The organism is Marinobacter sp., assembly GCF_039977835.1.
GTDB lineage: Bacteria > Pseudomonadota > Gammaproteobacteria > Pseudomonadales > Oleiphilaceae > Marinobacter.
On sequence record NZ_JBDWCL010000006.1, the window covers coordinates 306,643 to 322,426 of the forward strand.

The 15,784-nt window shown below is 56.2% G+C and carries 13 protein-coding genes; 2 read left to right on the top strand and 11 right to left on the bottom strand.

Translation table 11 applies throughout. From position 1 onward, the window contains the following. Nucleotides 1-22: 22 nt before the first annotated feature. The 10 genes from ABJM11_RS03765 to pilB all read right to left on the bottom strand — a co-directional run bounded on the left by ABJM11_RS03765 (nt 23) and on the right by pilB (nt 11,986). Nucleotides 23-2,224: a hypothetical protein gene (locus ABJM11_RS03765; protein WP_348295734.1), complete on the bottom strand. Its 2,202-nt coding sequence runs from the start codon at nt 2,222-2,224 to the stop codon at nt 23-25. A 144-nt stretch (nt 2,225-2,368) separates the two neighbouring features. Continuing rightward, the gene (locus tag ABJM11_RS03770) at nt 2,369-2,923 is read right to left on the bottom strand and encodes a YfaZ family outer membrane protein (RefSeq protein ID WP_348295733.1); all 555 of its coding nucleotides are present in this window, start codon (nt 2,921-2,923) and stop codon (nt 2,369-2,371) included. A gap of 137 nt (nt 2,924-3,060) precedes the next feature. After that, nucleotides 3,061-3,249, bottom strand: coding sequence for a DNA gyrase inhibitor YacG (yacG, locus tag ABJM11_RS03775; RefSeq protein WP_348295732.1), 189 nt, complete (start codon nt 3,247-3,249; stop codon nt 3,061-3,063). Nucleotides 3,250-3,267: 18 nt separating this feature from the next. After that, nucleotides 3,268-5,628 carry a response regulator gene (locus ABJM11_RS03780; RefSeq protein ID WP_407069951.1) on the bottom strand — a complete coding sequence of 787 codons (2,361 nt, stop codon included), beginning with the start codon at nt 5,626-5,628 and terminating at the stop codon, nt 3,268-3,270. Nucleotides 5,629-5,660: 32 nt separating this feature from the next. Continuing rightward, entirely contained in the window at nt 5,661-6,407 is a 747-nt protein-coding gene (gene tsaA / locus ABJM11_RS03785; RefSeq protein ID WP_348295731.1) for a tRNA (N6-threonylcarbamoyladenosine(37)-N6)-methyltransferase TrmO, read from the bottom strand. Nucleotides 6,408-6,409: 2 nt separating this feature from the next. Then, on the bottom strand, nt 6,410-7,537 hold the full coding sequence (locus ABJM11_RS03790; protein ID WP_348295730.1) for a hypothetical protein: 1,128 nt from the start codon (nt 7,535-7,537) through the stop codon (nt 6,410-6,412). Continuing rightward, nucleotides 7,494-8,096: a dephospho-CoA kinase gene (gene coaE, locus ABJM11_RS03795; RefSeq protein WP_348295729.1), complete on the bottom strand. Its 603-nt coding sequence runs from the start codon at nt 8,094-8,096 to the stop codon at nt 7,494-7,496. Before coaE ends, ABJM11_RS03790 begins: the two co-directional genes overlap by 44 nt. Continuing rightward, complete coding sequence (locus ABJM11_RS03800; RefSeq protein WP_348295728.1) at nt 8,096-8,971, bottom strand: A24 family peptidase; 876 nt, start codon at nt 8,969-8,971, stop codon at nt 8,096-8,098. The genes coaE and ABJM11_RS03800 overlap by 1 nt, the downstream gene beginning before the upstream one ends. 76 nt (nt 8,972-9,047) lie before the next feature. After that, a complete protein-coding gene (locus ABJM11_RS03805) occupies nt 9,048-10,268 on the bottom strand; it encodes a type II secretion system F family protein (protein ID WP_348295727.1) in 1,221 nt (406 codons plus the stop codon). Nucleotides 10,269-10,270: 2 nt separating this feature from the next. Then, nucleotides 10,271-11,986 carry a type IV-A pilus assembly ATPase PilB gene (gene pilB / locus ABJM11_RS03810; protein WP_348295726.1) on the bottom strand — a complete coding sequence of 572 codons (1,716 nt, stop codon included), beginning with the start codon at nt 11,984-11,986 and terminating at the stop codon, nt 10,271-10,273. Nucleotides 11,987-12,368: 382 nt separating this feature from the next. Between pilB and ABJM11_RS03815 the strand changes: the two genes are divergently transcribed. Next, nucleotides 12,369-12,887 carry a pilin gene (locus ABJM11_RS03815; protein ID WP_348295725.1) on the top strand — a complete coding sequence of 173 codons (519 nt, stop codon included), beginning with the start codon at nt 12,369-12,371 and terminating at the stop codon, nt 12,885-12,887. A gap of 375 nt (nt 12,888-13,262) precedes the next feature. Here ABJM11_RS03815 and ABJM11_RS03820 read toward each other — a convergent pair whose 3' ends face one another. Continuing rightward, complete coding sequence (locus ABJM11_RS03820) at nt 13,263-14,624, bottom strand: MBL fold metallo-hydrolase (protein WP_348295724.1); 1,362 nt, start codon at nt 14,622-14,624, stop codon at nt 13,263-13,265. Nucleotides 14,625-14,715: 91 nt separating this feature from the next. On the opposite strand from ABJM11_RS03820, the gene cysQ reads away from it, so the two are divergent. Next, entirely contained in the window at nt 14,716-15,483 is a 768-nt protein-coding gene (gene cysQ / locus ABJM11_RS03825; RefSeq protein ID WP_348295723.1) for a 3'(2'),5'-bisphosphate nucleotidase CysQ, read from the top strand. Nucleotides 15,484-15,784: the final 301 nt, after the last annotated feature.

Here is a 15,784-nt window from a genome sequence, read left to right on the forward strand (position 1 = left end):
TGCGTGTGTGGTTTGGTGCTGGTCAGTCCGGAAGGCGCGTCGCCATTACCAGGCCAAGCACCTCTTCCTGATCGTTGGTGTCTCTCAGTTGCAGGAAGAACTGCCCCTGATCTCTGGTAAAGAAGCCGTTCATCGTCAGGCTGCCTCCGGTAAACGTTGCCGTCCCGTCGGCGTTCGCACTGTAGGTGAGCGAAACACCGGCCGGTGCGACGGTTCGCGGCACGGATACGGTCTCTGCATTCACCTGATGGGTCACGTCCAGGCGTCGACCTTCCAGGCGTGCACTGCCTGAAGATTCAATCACCAGCAGGGCGTTGTCGATATGGGCCAGACGATTGCTGGCCTGGGACATGCCCAGGCTTGCGCCTTGCAGCCGGTAGCGGCCGCTTGTGGGTGGTGAGGCGTTGGCCCGCTCGGCCGCTACCAGCAGGCCATCGCCGATGGCGTTGGTGTCCAGATTGAAACCCAGAAGGCTGCCATCCGGGGTGGAAGCGCCAATGGCAATGTCTGGTATTTCATCCGGGCCTGAAGCGGTGTTTGTGTCGAGGTTCAGTCGCCCATTGCTGACGAGGCGGTTGCCACTGTTGGGGTCCCAGACCCTTGAGGGTCGCTCACTGATGACCCAGCTGGTATCACGGGTGCCGGGGACGAGGGATATCGTGCCGGTATTGTCCCGCTGAAGTGCGACAGTCGTTGTGGTCTGGGTAACGGTCTGGCCGCTGATCTGCCAGTCGCCAATGCCGCTTTCCGCCACCATGGGCTGATTCTCGTTGCCCATACGGGTAGCCAGGTACACCACGTTGTAATTCTTGCCGTCCAGGGACTCCTGGCGGTCAAATTCTTCCGCCCGCAGCACATTCAGTTCGAACACTGAAAGATAGTGATTCTCCAGGGTGCGCTCCCGCTTCAACTCACCCCCTTCTGAACGTAGTTCAATGGCTTTGCCCGCCGTGAAATAGCCACTGAGTACCCGGTCAGGCTGTTCGCTTCCACCTCCCACATAGGCGTCCAGGTGATAGGGGTTGCGGGTCCAGCCGATGATCTCTGAGCTGCCTCGGCCAGTAATGCTCTGGAACAGGGCGCGACCGGCCAGCAGGCGGATGTCATCTTTCAGGGTTGCGGCCCCGGGGGATGAAGAGTGGGTGTTCAGGTCCCAGTCGGCGCGGTCAAAAAATTCGTTATCATTCCGGTGGACCAGAGTCTTACGGTCATAGGGAATATCGCTGGCCAGGGATGTTACCTTGATGTTGAAGGCATCGAAGGAGGTCAGCGTCAGGCCCGGATAGACATAGCCGGTGCCATTCTCATCGGTAACCGTCTCCTCCCGAGCAAGGCGCACGCCCCATTGCCCGGAGCCGGCAAGGCTTGGTTCCCGGAAGGTCTGGCCCAGCTCGATGCCCCAGAACACCGAGTGATAATCCGCGGAGCTGGCTTCAATCTTGCCGGACGAATCCTCGCCCAGCAGCGCCAGCTCCGCCATGGAAGCCACATACCCGGCAAAGTCTCCCCGCTCTTCCAGGAGCGTTAGTGCCCCCTGGGCGCCCAGATTGCCAGGGATGTCAATCTCGAAATCATGGACCTGGTCAGCAAGGGTGGACCATACATACTTGTTCAGGCACAGGGTGCTGCTGGTGTCGTTGACACAGTCCATAACCCGGCTGAACTCGCCGGAGGTGTAATTGCCCAGCGCATTGACCACCAGATATTCCGAGAACGGATTAACCTTTACATCACGGTCAGCATCCGCAGCCAGGGCCCGGAGGCGGGTGTTGCCATAGGTAGCCTCGATGATCACATCAGGGCCCAGTGGCAGGCCGCCCTCGAAGTTGATCACGGTGCGCCCGGTGTCTTCGGTGCGGGAGCGGGTGTCGACAGAGGCAAGGTGGCGGAGCGACTGGTCCGTCCGGTAGACAGTGACGGTGTCCGGCTCAACGATTCGGAGGTTGCGTCGGGTTGCCTCGCCGTTCGGTGCCACGGACTCCGGCACCTCCATGGTTACCCGAACCTCATTGCGCTCCAGGTCAGAGGAATTGCTGGAATCGCCGGTGGTGCCGGAGGTGAAGTCGTCATTGGCGTTCTTGGCCGGCGGGAAGCTATTTTCACTGTCCCTTGCCTCTTCGATGGCATCATCGCCCCCGCCGCAACCGCTGGCGAGCGCGAGTACGGAAGCTGTGGACAGGGCCAGAAGAGCCCGCCTGGTGGTTTGTAAGAAGAGGTTGTCCATGCCCGATAAACCATTGCCGGAATTTGTTACGAAAGTTTACCAAGTTTGCAAAGGGCAAAGAGTGAGGCAGGGCACGAATTCGGGGGGTTAACCCCGCCGATCGGGAAACCGGCGGGGTGGATTTGCCAGGTGGTCAGGCGTCGATCAGAAGAAGATCTTCATGCCGGCCATCACGCCTTCGTCCAGGTTGAGGTCACCGGGTCCTTCAAAATCCGTATTCAGATAGCGGTAACCGGCAAAGAGTTCCGCGTTACGGATAACCCGGTAGCTGCCGCGCAACTCAACGCTGGTCAGGTCGTCGGAGTCACCGAACGACAGGATGCTGGGTGCATAGTGGAGCCCGCCGGTGAATGACAGCCCCGGGACAGTGGGAACATTGACCGTGGCGAATCCGCCAAGGGCAACAGCGCCGCCATCCAGGCGGTCATCATCCCAGCCGATGGCGCGCACACCGATGCCGGCTGTGGTCGGCAGGTTGCCGAGTGCCGTGCGGCCCTGGGCATGGAAATCCACGTTGCCGATATGGCGGCTGCCCTCATGGTAGGTATAGCCGGTACCGACCTGGATATCAGAATTGGTGCCGAAAAAGTTCACCTGGCCCTTTACGGAGTCGTTGGTCAGGCTCAGATCCGCATCGGCCGCGTAAACAGGGGCTGCGGCAAGGGACAGAACGATAAAAGGAATACGGTACGCTTTCATTCTTCTACCTTTTCATTGATTGAATGTAATCGGATCGGCTCTTACCCGCCTGAACAACGGGTTAACTGCCTGAATAGTAACGGGCAGCGACGGGAGGCTCAACTTAAAACGGGGTAAGGGGTGGTTAATCCCGGTGTTCAGTGGTTGGTTGTTTCACCGCCCTGGTCGAGATCATCCGGTGAGGCATTTTCTGCCGGCACGCGGTATTCTTCGTTGGCCCAGGCGCCAAGATCTATCAGCTTACAACGTTCCGAGCAGAAAGGGCGAAAAGGATTGGTCTCATTCCATTCCACGGATTTCTTACAGGTGGGACATTCTACGTTCATGGTGGCCTTGTGAGATATTCAGGTGGATGCGGACGCCTTACAGTATTGTTCCAGAACCGCCCGCAGCATTTCAATATTGACAGGCTTGGCAACAAAGGAATCCATGCCGGCCTCCCGACACCTCTCCTCGTCCTTCTCCATGGCGCTGGCCGTTAAAGCCACCACCGGCACCGGGGTCCGGTTGTGGTCTTTCTCCCATCGGCGCAGGCGCCGTGTCGCTTCGAAGCCGTCTACCCGGGGCATGAGGCAGTCCATGAAAATCAGGTCGAAAGGGTGCCATTGCCACAGGCTGGAAGCCGCCTCGCCATCATTGGCCGTCATCACATCGCAGCCGAGCTTTTCCAGCAGGCGGCGGGTAAGGGTACGGTTAACCGGGTTGTCTTCCACCAGCAGTACCTTCATGCGACCACAGGGCAGCTCCTGGCGGCGGGTATTGTCGCTGACAGCCTGCAGGGAGAACCGCGTCAGAAACCGGCGTTCATCCTTCGCTGCATCTGCGAATAGCTGATGCAGAATGGGCGTCAGGCAGGATTCCCGCAGGGACTTGCTCAGAAACGCATCCGCGCCGGCCTGGCGGAAATGCTCCGCATCACCGCGCTGGGGGTTGGACGACAATATCAGCAGCCGGGTATGGACCCACTCCGGATTGCTGCGAATCTGGCGGCACAGCAGGTCGCTGTCCATATCCGGCACAAATCCATCCAGCGCAATGGCGTCAAAGGGCTCGTGGTTGTCGGAGGCCAGGCGCAGCGACGTCAGTGCCTCGCCGGCGGACTTGACCGCTTCAATATCCAGCTCGTGTCGCGACAGCATCTCCAGGGTAATCTTGCGGGACAGCTCATAGGAGTCCACTACCAGAATACGCTTGCCCCGGATCATACTGGTATCCGGCCGGCTGCGGGTGGCACTTTCGGCGGCCACGGGTAATGTCAGTTCCATCCAGAAGGTAGAGCCGTCCCCGGGCTTGCTCTCCAGGTCCAGCGAGCCGCTCATCAGGTGAACCAGCTGGCGGCAAATGGTCAGCCCCAGGCCCGCGCCTGGAAGCTGGCGCTGGAACCGTTGGCCAAGCTGGACATAAGGCTCATACACCAGCGGGATGTCTTCAGGGTTGATGCCAACCCCGGTATCCTCAACGGCTATCCGCAGCCGCACGTTATCGTCCCGGCGGCCCAGCACTTCAATGCTGATCAGTACATGGCCCGAATCGGTAAATTTGATCGCATTGGACGTCAGGTTCAGCAGAATCTGGCGCAGCCGCACCGGGTCACCTCTCAGCGCCCAGGGCAGGTTTTCATCAATGCGCAGCTCCAGGGCCAGGCCTTTTTCCCGGGCCCGCGGGCCCAGCATGTGCACCAGATCGTTCAGCGTGTCCCGCAGGTCAAAGGGAATATCCTCCAGCACCAGCTTGCCCGCTTCCATACTGGAGATGTCCAACAGGTCATTGATGATGGACGACAGGCTCTCGGAGGCATTCAGCAGGGTATGCACATACTCCCGCTGATCCTGATCCAGTGGTGTGTCTGACAGCAGATTGGCATAGCCGAGAACGGATTGCAGTGGAATCCGCAATTCATGGCTGACATTCGCCAGGAACTGATTCTTGGCGTGATTGGCCCGAACCGCTTCATCGCGCTCGTCCTGGGACTGAATCGACGTCTGGCGAAGCGAGCGGGTATCTTCCAGTAACTGCAGGCGCATGGTGTTCAGTGCCTGCTCCAGTTCGCTGAGCTCATCCCCACGCCTGGGTGGTTTGCGGCGAAGGTGCAGAGGTTCAATCAACGCATCCAGATTCAGCCGGGCGGCATAATCGGCAATGGTTTCCAGGTGCCGTGACAGAGTCAGCCGCACAATAATCAACAATCCCAGGGTGCCCAGCATCACAATCATCGACTGGAACAACAGCGTCAGCAATGCACGGTCCATCAGTTCGTTATAGACCGTCTCCACCGACGAGGTCACCGTCAGTGTGCCCATGGCTTCGGGGTTATCGAAAGTCGCGCGATTAAAAGCCAGCGGGAACGACTGGGTGATTACCCGGCCCTCGGGGTAGGTGCCGGTATTGAACTCCTCGCCTGCGGCGGTAATGACCCGGGCGTGCTGGATAACAGGAATGGCACGCATATCATCCAGACTGTTGGCCACCTCGCTGTAGTTCATCAGCCACAGATTGTTGCTCATGGCGCCCGAAACCAGCTCGGCAGCGCGCTCCTGAGTGCTGCGAAGCTCCTCTTTACGGCGCTCGAACTCGCCAATCATCTGCACGCCCGTTGCTGCCAGTGACAGGATAAGGCTGAACAACAGAACATAAACCAGTAGCCTGGCAGCCAGTGGCCGTACACCTATTCGTCTGAATAACCGGAGCGGAGGCAAGGCACGCATTCCCTGTGTCGAAAAAACAACCGATTTGCAGTTTAACAGACAGTCAGCACTTCGACACGTTCCTGTAACTCATCATGAACAAAACGGAAACGCACATTCAGATCATACAGATGCGCCCCGTAAATCCTTTCTTCATCCCGCCCCCGCCGAAACGAAGGCCGCGGGTCGTAACTCACCACATCCTCGATCAGCCCCCGCAGATCGGGGTACTGCGTTGCCGGCAAACCCGCGAGCTGCTCCTGCGCCTCTTCCAGAAACACCACCGGCAGCCGCTCCGTAGGCGCCGAATCCGCCCAGCCAAGGGTCGCCTCCGGCACCGAGTCCGCAAACGGCAGGTAGGGTTTGATGTCCAGAATCGGCGTGCCGTCAATCAGATCATGATCACCAATCCGCAGCACCAACCGCCCGCCGTCATCCCGGCCAAGCCCTTCATTCCGCACCACCGAAAGCCCCAGACTGTTAGGCCGAAACGGCGACCGACTGGCAAAAACCCCGATCTTTTTATTCCCCCCCAGCCGCGGAGGCCGAACCACCGGCCGCCACTCCGCCCGCACCGCCTCGTGGAACTGAAACGTCAGCCACAGATGACTCGCCGTCTCCAGCCCCCGAAACGCATCCTCCCGGTCAAAAGGCGGTTGAATCACCAGATCGGCATGGGCAAACCGGGTCAGCCCCGGCTGGCGGGGAACCCCGAATTTGTCACGGAAACAGGAACGGGTAATGGCAACAGGTGTGAGAGTTAACGCATCAGCGGCGGGACGGGAAGGGTGGCGGCTCATTACTAATAGGGCCTCTCAATACTGCCAGAAAAATACAACTCAATCCGCAAAACCAACGAAGCTCGATCCTTGAAACTCTCATCTCGCGGAAACTCCAGCGCCGGAATAATTTCCCCGAACAACCAGTCACTGTGCAACCGATACCGATAGGTCACATCCGTAAACACCGACGTCGTCCGCCACCCCGGCTGACTCTCACCCAGAACACCCACCCGCGGATTCAGAGTAGACCGGTTGTTCAGACGCTTGTAAAAATTCGCCGTCTGGGAAAGCTCGAACTTGCGCTCATCGTGAACCCACTCCAGCTCCGAAGACAACAAGGTATTCCAGCCATTGCCCAGATCCCGTCCCGCCCCAAACCACGAGCGCGCGCCCCAGCCGTCATGGTGGAAGTAATACACCCGCTGCTCTACCGCCAGCTTCCAGTCCTCGTTCGGCCGCCAACTCTTCTCTGCTTTTGCCCGCCAGAACGCATCCGGCGGCAGCCGCAGGCGCACGCCCACATCATTACTCAGATTGATTGCATCCCCGACACTGGTCAGATAACGAAACGCACCGGTCGCCTGGGTTTCACTGCGCTCATCCTCCGTCAGTTGCCGGCTACGCCGCCTTTCCGAGAGCGGAATCAGTTCGTCACTTTCACTTTCGATCACCAGTCGCAGTTTTTCCTCAGTGGTCGGAATGTCCAGCCGGAACCGCGCTTCTGGATCGAATTGCGCCGGGTCGCCATACTCCGACTCTGTGGCAAACCCCACCCGCAGATAGCTTTCATTGTCTGGCAAGGCCTGGCTGCTGCCGGAAAGGGTTCGGTCCGCCCATTCACCCAACGCCTGAACGCGGTCACTATGGCCACGCTCCTGGGTCAGAACCCAGTTGCTGAACCGCAGCCAATAGGAGTCCCTGGGCTCGGCCCAGTATTCGTCCGGGGAGAAGGTAAAAAACGAAGGCGGCAGGTTTTCAGGGGTCAACACATCCTGCGCTGCAGGGTCGGGGGTGGTGAACAGACGGTCCTGCGCCGTGGACGTGCCGGGGCCCGCTGCAAGCAGAACAGACCATAGACCAACAACGGTGCGAAACGGAGGGGCGCTAGCGACCAAAGGCCACCATGAACTGATTGTGTAATTCTTCAACGCGCTGCTCAACCTCCGGAACGGGCCGATTATTGTCCACAATCTCGTCAGCCTTCTGCCGCCGCCGCTCGCGTGGAATCTGTGCATCGATAATTCGCTGAACCTGATCCCTGGCATTTTCATCCCTGGCCATCGCCCTTTCAATCTGAACTTCCACTGGAACATCCACCACGACCACCTTGTCGACAAGCTGGTGCTGGTCAGTTTCCAGCAACAACGGCGACACCAGTAAGACATAGGGGAGGGGGTAGCCCTTCGGATGCAACTGCCTGATCAGTTCCTCGCGAATGACAGGGTGCAACAGCCCCTCCAGCCAGGTCCGCTCCTCGGGCGCATCAAACACCACCTGTCGCAATGCCGCGCGGTTGAGGCCACCGTCCGGAAGCAGGATATCATGCCCGAAGTGCTCAGCAATCTGCTCAAGGGCAGGGGTGCCGGGTTCAACGACCTCCCGGGCAACGTCGTCAGCGTCCACCCAGTGTACGCCCAGGGCGCCGAACATCCGGGCAACCGTTGATTTGCCGGAGCCAATACCGCCAGTTAGTCCAACAACCGCCATCAGACCCCCAAATACCCATACCAGGCCGCCAAAATCTCCGCCCCGAACCAAAGGCAAAGCAACCCGGCCGCCGCCAGATAAGGCCCGAACGGAATTGGCACCTCACGCCCATGCTTGCGGAACACCATCAAACTGATCCCCACAACGGCGCCAACCAGCGACGACAACAAAATCACCGCCGGCAACAACTGCCACCCGAGCCAGGCCCCAAGCGCAGCCAGCAACTTGAAATCACCATGCCCCATGCCTTCCTTACCGGTTACCAACTTGAACAGCCAGTAAACTGACCAGAGCGACAGATAGCCAGCGACAGCGCCCCAAAAGGCGCTGGTGAAATCAGTGAGCACACCGAAATAATTCAGCACCAGCCCCAGCCACATCAGCGGCAACGTTATGTTATCCGGCAGTAGCTGGGTATCAAAATCAATGACCGTGAGCGCGATCAGCGCCCATACCAGAAGCAACGCCCAGAGCGCCGCCTCAGTCGGCCCCATGACAAAAATCGTCACCACGGAAAATAGTGCCGTTACGGCCTCGATTATCGGATAGCGCGGTGAAATGCCAGTCTTGCAGGATGCACACTTTCCTCCCAGGACCAGGTAGCTGATTACCGGAATGTTTTCCCAGGCACGGATCCTGTGGCCGCAGGAAGGGCAGGTGGATGCTGGCTTTGCAAGCGTGATTGGCTCTTCGTCTTTTCTCTGACCGTCAGGAAGCTCCAGAAACTCCTCGCACTGGCAGCGCCAGTCCTGTTGCATCATTTTGGGCAGGCGCAGGATGACGACGTTCAGGAAGCTGCCGATGCAGAGGGAGAAGAGGGTGACAGTGATGTACAGGAGCCAGGGAGTGGAAAGAAAAGTATCGAGGTTAACCATCAAAAATCTCGGTATTGGGCATTAACCCCCCTCTCCCCTTGCGGGAGAGGGGCCGGGGGAGAGGGGTGAGGCGTTTTCAGCCAACAACCTGACCCATCTGGAAGATCGGCAGGTACATGGCGATGATCAAACCACCCACAAGCACACCCAGCACTGCCATAATCATTGGCTCCATCAGCGCAGTCAGGTTATCAACCATATCATCAACTACTGCCTCATAATGCTCGGCCACTTTTGCCAACATCTCGTCCAGATTACCGGACTCTTCCCCAATGGCCGTCAGTTGCACTGCCATAACCGGAAAGACATCCTGCTGGCGCATGGAAGCCTGCAGTTGCGTACCGCTGGAAACATCGTTCTTGATACGCTGAATTGCATCCCGGTAGACGGCGTTGCCGGTAGCGCCCGCTACGGAGTCGAGTGCATCGACAAGAGGTACCCCCGCTGCAAAGGTTGTGGACAGTACGCGGCCGAATTTCGCAACGGCTGATTTATCCAGGATTTCACCGACGACAGGGAGTTTCAAAACGACTCTATCTATATAGTCTGAGAATTTCTGCGACCTGCGAACAGCTTCTTTGAAAAGAAAGATCGTGCCTGCAATAGAGAGCAGCACAACAAACCACCACGCTTGCATCCATTCAGACAGTCTAACTACCATTTGAGTGAAAACGGGTAGTTCAGCACCGAAGCCCTGAAAGAGGCTTTCGAACTGTGGCACGACCTTTACCAATAGAATTGCAGTTACAATGAGTGCAACAACGATAACTGCAATGGGGTAAGTCATTGCTTTTTTTACCTTTTTCTTGAGAAGTTCTGTTTTCTCAAGATATGTGGCAATTCGATCCAGCATTTGCTCCAGAGCGCCCGCTTTTTCGCCGGAGTCCACGAGATTGCAATAGAGGTCATCGAAGTGCTTCGGGTGTTTTCGTAACGCGCCAGCAAAACTGGTACCCGAGGAAATATCATTCCGAATATCAGTGACCAGTTGCTGAAGTCCCTTGTTATCAAGGCCATCAGCGACGATATCGAAGCTCTGAACCAGCGGCACACCAGCCTTCATCATGGTGGCGAGTTGGCGAGTAAGCATGGCAATATCAAAAGGCGTAACTTTTTTACTACCGCCAAACAGTGGTTTCGGTTTCTTCTTCACCGTCTCTGGAATAATGCCCTGTTTCCGTAGTTGGGCCTTGACCAAAGCCAGGTTGGTACCAGATACCTCACCCTTTGATTTGTTGCCCCTGCGGTCTTTACCTTCCCAGATGAACGCCTGAAGTTTCTCTGCTTTTTCTGCCATAGCTAATCCTTCGTCACACGGTTGGCTTCCTCAAGACTGGTCACACCCTCAATCACCTTTTTGAGGGCAGACTGCCGCAAGTTCGGGAAGCCTTCGGCCTGTGCCTGCTTTGCAATTTTAATGGAGCTGGCTTCTTCCATAATCATGTTCGCCAGCTCGTCGGTAATCTTGACCACTTCGTAAATCCCGACGCGGCCTTTATATCCACCATTGCATTTATCACAGCCCTTGGGACGGTACAACGTGAACCCTGTATCAATTTGTTCCTGTGTGAACCCCTCGGCTAAAAGCACGTCCTTGGGGATATCGGCTGCCTGCTTGCAGGCATTACACAGCCGGCGGCCCAGCCGCTGGGCAATAATCAGGCTTACGGATGTTGCAATGTTGAACGCGGGCACTCCCATATTCATCATGCGGGTGAGTGTTTCCGCAGCGCTGTTTGTGTGCAGGGTAGAAAGCACCAGATGGCCAGTTTGCGCGGCCTTGATGGCAATGTTGGCTGTTTCCAGATCCCGGATCTCGCCCACCATGATGATGTCCGGGTCCTGGCGCAGGAAAGCCCGTAGTGCCTCCGCAAAACCGAGGCCTACCCTGGTATTCACGTTCACCTGGTTGACGCCCTCCAGGTTGATTTCCGCCGGGTCTTCCGCTGTGGATATATTACGCTCTGGCGTATTCAGAATGTTAAGACCAGTGTAGAGGGAAACGGTTTTGCCGGAACCGGTCGGGCCGGTAACCAATATCATCCCCTGTGGTTGCTCGAGAGCATCCATAAACAGTTGCTTTTGTTCCTCCTCATAACCGAGAACGTCAATGCCCAGCTTGGCTTGGCTCGGGTCCAGGATTCGTAACACGATTTTCTCGCCCCAGAGCGTGGGCAGGGTGTTTACCCGAAAATCAATGGCCTTGGTCTTGGACAGTTTCATCTTGATGCGGCCATCCTGGGGTACCCGGCGCTCGGAGATATCGAGTTGGGCCATAATCTTTATGCGGGCCGAGATTTTTGGTGCCAGTTTAATGGAGGGGCGTGACATTTCCTTGAGTATGCCGTCTGTCCGGTAGCGTACCCGGTAGGTTTTCTCGTAGGGTTCAAAGTGCACATCCGACGCCCCACCGCGAATGGCATCCAGGAGCATTTTGTTCACATACTTTACTATTGGGGCGTCATCAACATCAGTGGCGGCTGCAACGGCTTCGTCTTCCTGTTCACCGCTTTCGGTTTCCACACCCTCCAGGTCAGCATCATCAAGATCACCCATTGACGTATCCTGGGATTCAAGATACTTGTCAATGGCTTCCCTAAGCTTCGCGTCATCCACCAGTATCGCATCGGTGCTCAGGCCCGTATTGAATTTGATCTCGTCCAGCGCCTGAATGTTGGTTGGGTCTGAGACGGCAATAAAAAGACGGTTTCCCCGCTTATAAAGAGGCAGGGCATTGTGTTTTCGAATCAGTTTCTCGTCCACCACCTTTTCAGGCAGCATCTCTGGCGAGAACGCGCTGAGATCGAGAACGGAAACGCCGAATTCCATTGCGGCGGAAAAGGCGAGCCCACTGCTATCTGCTAGGTTGTTCTGTACGAGGTATGTAATGAGAGGGATGCGATTCTGGGATGCTTGAAGAAATGCATCTTTCGCGGTGGATTCATCAATAAGCCCGTCATCGACGAAACGTCTCGCCAGGCCTGTAAGCGTTACATTGCTTTTATTGGTAGACATAAATTGTGTAAAAAACGCAGCCTAAGTTACTGAAACGGATGTTGGTCTAATGGGGTGAGTTTAGATGGCTGGCAACGGTTTGGAAAGGCGTGATCTCAAGAAGTGATGCTTGGGTCAGGAAAACCCAAGAGTAATGCTGCTTCATCTGACAATTATTGTCACCCAGTGACGTACGAGGGCATTCAGTGTGTTGCTTTTACGTGTGTGACGCGTTTCACATTGTTTTATAAAGTACTGATAATAATATATTTGCAAGAGCTTATTTCTAGTTGGCACGAGCAGTGCTTACCGAAGCTCAGGCTCTAGATACCAGTCGCAAGGTTTGAAATCATCGGACTCAGGCTGTATCGAGTGGATCAACGACAAACACAGAGGTTGACTAATGAAGAATATACAAATTAACCACGCCCAGAAGGGTTTTACCCTAATCGAATTAATGATCGTTATCGCGATCATCGGCATTTTGGCGGCTATCGCTATTCCGCAGTATCAGGATTATATTGCGCGGTCCCAAGTAAACCGCGTGATGGGTGAAACTGGCTCTTTGAAAACAGCAGTAGAAGATTGTATTTTAAATGGAAGATTGGATATAGGGAATGCGGCGGGCGAGTGTGATCCCGGCGCGACTGCTTCGAATCTTATGGCTGATGGCGGTAATTCTGGCCCCGATCTTGCTCCTGCGGATCTGGTGGGTGCCGGCGTGCCGACCGTAACTGATCCCTTGACAGATGTATCGACCATTCAAGCGACGTTTGGCAACAACGCGGCCGCGGTGCTTCAGCCAGCGGCCGGTGCGGCCGGTTTAACATGGACTCGGTCAGCCAACGGAAGTTGGGCCTGTTCAACTACAGTGCCGCCTGAGTATGTTCCTAATGGATGCGAAGCTGCAGCAGGCCCGTAATAGCTTCGACTCAGATAGTTACAGCTTAGGTATTGGGAGGGGGTCATCGTCAGACATTGGTTAACATGATTTGATGACGTTCTCGAAGGAGCCCGGTGGTTTCGACCTCCGGGCTTTTGTTGTTTCTGACCCTTGATATGCAAATTCAGATGTTATGGTAAATCCGCACCATCATCCCGACCAATCTCCGGAAGTCACCAGCTTCCAGACTAATGGAATCCACGGCGGGAATGCTGAGAAGCAGGTTTGAAAAAGAAGGGGTGTCCAGCGGGAGCCAGGGCCGCCCAGAAACACAATGGGTTTCGCGTTTCCGTGAAGATCCAGTTGTCAGGCTCTTTGCGTCCGGAAGCCTATGCCGTCATTTGAGGACGATGATCAAACCTCCACCTCATCAAACAACTCCGCCACCTCAACATCCCACCCAAACCGGTCTCTCACCCTTTTGCGCATAACATCACTAGCCACAACCTCACCATGCGTAATATACACCTTCTCCGGCTTCAACGTTCCAGCCTCAAGCCACTGCAGAATCTCCTCATAATCCCCATGAGCAGACATAGAATCCAGGTTGTATACTTCAGCCTTCACTGGCCAATACTCCCCATGAATCTTCACCGACTCAGCCCCCTTCACCAGCGCATCCCCACGGGTACCGGGCGCCTGGAAGCCAGCAAACACAATACTGTTCCGCGGATTGGGCAGCAATGTCTTCAAATGATGTAACACCCGGCCACCACTGGCCATGCCGCTGGCGGAGATAATGATGCACGGGTAGCGCACACTGTTAAGTTCAATAGACTCATCCACCGTTCGCACAAACTCGGTGTGCTCATCGATCATCTCGCACTGGGCTGCATTGAGCTTGTGCTCCTTATGGTGGCGAGAAAAGATTTCAGTGGCCTTTATCGCCATGGGGCTGTTCAGGTACACCGGCATTTTCGGTACCCGGCTTTCCCCCATGATTTTGTGGATCAGGTACAACAACATTTGCGCGCGGCCCACCGCAAAGGAGGGCAGCAACACAATGCCGCCACGCCCTGCGGTTCTGGTAATAATGTCTGCCAGGTCTGCTTCCGGGTCTGTTTCAGCGTGCAACCGGTCACCGTATGTAGATTCGCACACCAGCACATCGGCTTTATCGATGGGTTCCGGGGGGCGCATAATAACGTCGTTCTGCCGGCCCACATCACCGCTGAAGACCACCGTGCGGTCACTGCTTCGGTGGTGTACATGCACGCAGGACGACCCCAGGATATGTCCGGCGGGAGTAAAGGTGACTTCCATGCCTTTAACCGGCTCGAAGCGTTCATGGTAATGCAGTGATTCGAAGTGCTTCAGGGCCTCGTGGGCATCTTTGACCGTAAACAGGGGTTCTGGCTTGTCGTGCTTTGAGAACCCTTTGCGGAAGGCGTACTTGGCATCCTCTTCCTGCAAATAGCCGGCATCGGGTAGCAGTACCTTGCACAGCTCATGGGTGGCTTTGGTGCAGTAGATTTTCCCATTGAAACCATTCTTCACGAGGGCGGGCAGGTAGCCAGTGTGATCAATATGGGCGTGGGTCAGAACCACTGCATTGATAGACGACGGCTCCACCGGAAATCTCGCCCAGTTACGCTTGCGCAGATTTTTCACGCCCTGGTACATGCCGCAGTCCACCAGCAGCCGGTGCTTGTCATCTGAGAGCAGATAGCGTGAACCGGTGACCGTGCCTGCACCGCCAAGGAATCGCAGCTTCATGAAATTATCCTTGCAATAGTTTTGATGTGTTGCGTCACTATCGCCCATAATAGCGCAAAAGTTTTTGATCTGACGCAGGAAGCAAACTCCAATGCATTACAGCTCCATACTCCCCGACGTTCTCAAAATCGCCGATGCCGCCAGTGAAAAAGTCCTCAGTATCTACATGACGGACTTCAAGGTGGACTTCAAGGCAGACGAGTCGCCCATCACCGCTGCCGACATCGCTAGCCACCAGGTAATTGCAGCGGGCCTGCGTAACCTCAGCCATGATATTCCAATACTTTCGGAAGAGGGTGCGGAAATCCCCTGGAGCGAGCGCAAGCAATGGCACCGGTTCTGGTTGATCGACCCCATTGATGGCACCAAGGATTTCACGCAGCGCACCGGCGAGTTTACCGTCAACATTGCTCTGATCGAGAATGGCGAGCCCATCCTCGGTGTGGTGACGGCGCCGGCACTCAAAGAAGCCTATTGGGGCCTGAAAGGTGAGGGTGCCTATAAGCGCGACCGCACGGGTCGGGTTCGGCGGATCAGTGTTGCGGTACCCGGTGAAACCAAACGCGTTGTCGCCAGCAAGAACCACCTGAATGAAGACACCAGAGCCTTCATTGATAAGCTCGGTAGCCACGAATTGGTGCAGGCGGGCAGTTCCCTTAAATTCTGCAAGATCGCAGAAGGCCATGCGGATATCTATCCCCGGTTGGGCCCCACTTGCGAGTGGGATACCGGTGCGGCTCATGCCATTTTGTTGGCGGCAGGCGGGAAGGTAGACACCCTTGAGGGCGAGCCACTCGAGTACGGTAAGGAAGACGTGCTAAACCCGTTTTTTGTGGCGGCAGGCGATTGGTATAAATGAAGTGAAGTAACCGGAATGTGATCCGGGCGGTGTTCTCGCCGCCCGGCCGGGGTTTGGGGTTACATTCTCGGGGCCGATCGTTATAATCACCGAGGCTCAGGATGAGCCGTTTGTTGATTGACACAAATTCCAGACTTCTTCAGGGATCGAAGACATGCCCCAGGCAACCGGACTGCAGTTCACGGCCACCCTTGGCCAACTCCCCAAAGACCTGTTCGTGGTCGCCCGTTTCGAACTGACCGAACACCTCTCCAGGCTGTGTCACTGCAAGCTGGAACTGGCCAGTACCTCCCCGGACATT

What these genes read in the sequence shown, in the direction of transcription:
- ABJM11_RS03765 (WP_348295734.1), bottom strand. Translation starts at nt 2,224, where the DNA reads ATGGACAACCTCTTCTTACAAACCACCAGGCGGGCTCTTCTGGCCCTG.
- ABJM11_RS03770 (WP_348295733.1), bottom strand. Translation starts at nt 2,923, where the DNA reads ATGAAAGCGTACCGTATTCCTTTTATCGTTCTGTCCCTTGCCGCAGCC.
- yacG (WP_348295732.1), bottom strand. Translation starts at nt 3,249, where the DNA reads ATGAACGTAGAATGTCCCACCTGTAAGAAATCCGTGGAATGGAATGAG.
- ABJM11_RS03780 (WP_407069951.1), bottom strand. Translation starts at nt 5,628, where the DNA reads ATGCGTGCCTTGCCTCCGCTCCGGTTATTCAGACGAATAGGTGTACGG.
- tsaA (WP_348295731.1), bottom strand. Translation starts at nt 6,407, where the DNA reads ATGAGCCGCCACCCTTCCCGTCCCGCCGCTGATGCGTTAACTCTCACA.
- coaE (WP_348295729.1), bottom strand. Translation starts at nt 8,096, where the DNA reads ATGGCGGTTGTTGGACTAACTGGCGGTATTGGCTCCGGCAAATCAACG.
- ABJM11_RS03800 (WP_348295728.1), bottom strand. Translation starts at nt 8,971, where the DNA reads ATGGTTAACCTCGATACTTTTCTTTCCACTCCCTGGCTCCTGTACATC.
- ABJM11_RS03805 (WP_348295727.1), bottom strand. Translation starts at nt 10,268, where the DNA reads ATGGCAGAAAAAGCAGAGAAACTTCAGGCGTTCATCTGGGAAGGTAAA.
- pilB (WP_348295726.1), bottom strand. Translation starts at nt 11,986, where the DNA reads ATGTCTACCAATAAAAGCAATGTAACGCTTACAGGCCTGGCGAGACGT.
- ABJM11_RS03815 (WP_348295725.1), top strand. Translation starts at nt 12,369, where the DNA reads ATGAAGAATATACAAATTAACCACGCCCAGAAGGGTTTTACCCTAATC.
- ABJM11_RS03820 (WP_348295724.1), bottom strand. Translation starts at nt 14,624, where the DNA reads ATGAAGCTGCGATTCCTTGGCGGTGCAGGCACGGTCACCGGTTCACGC.
- cysQ (WP_348295723.1), top strand. Translation starts at nt 14,716, where the DNA reads ATGCATTACAGCTCCATACTCCCCGACGTTCTCAAAATCGCCGATGCC.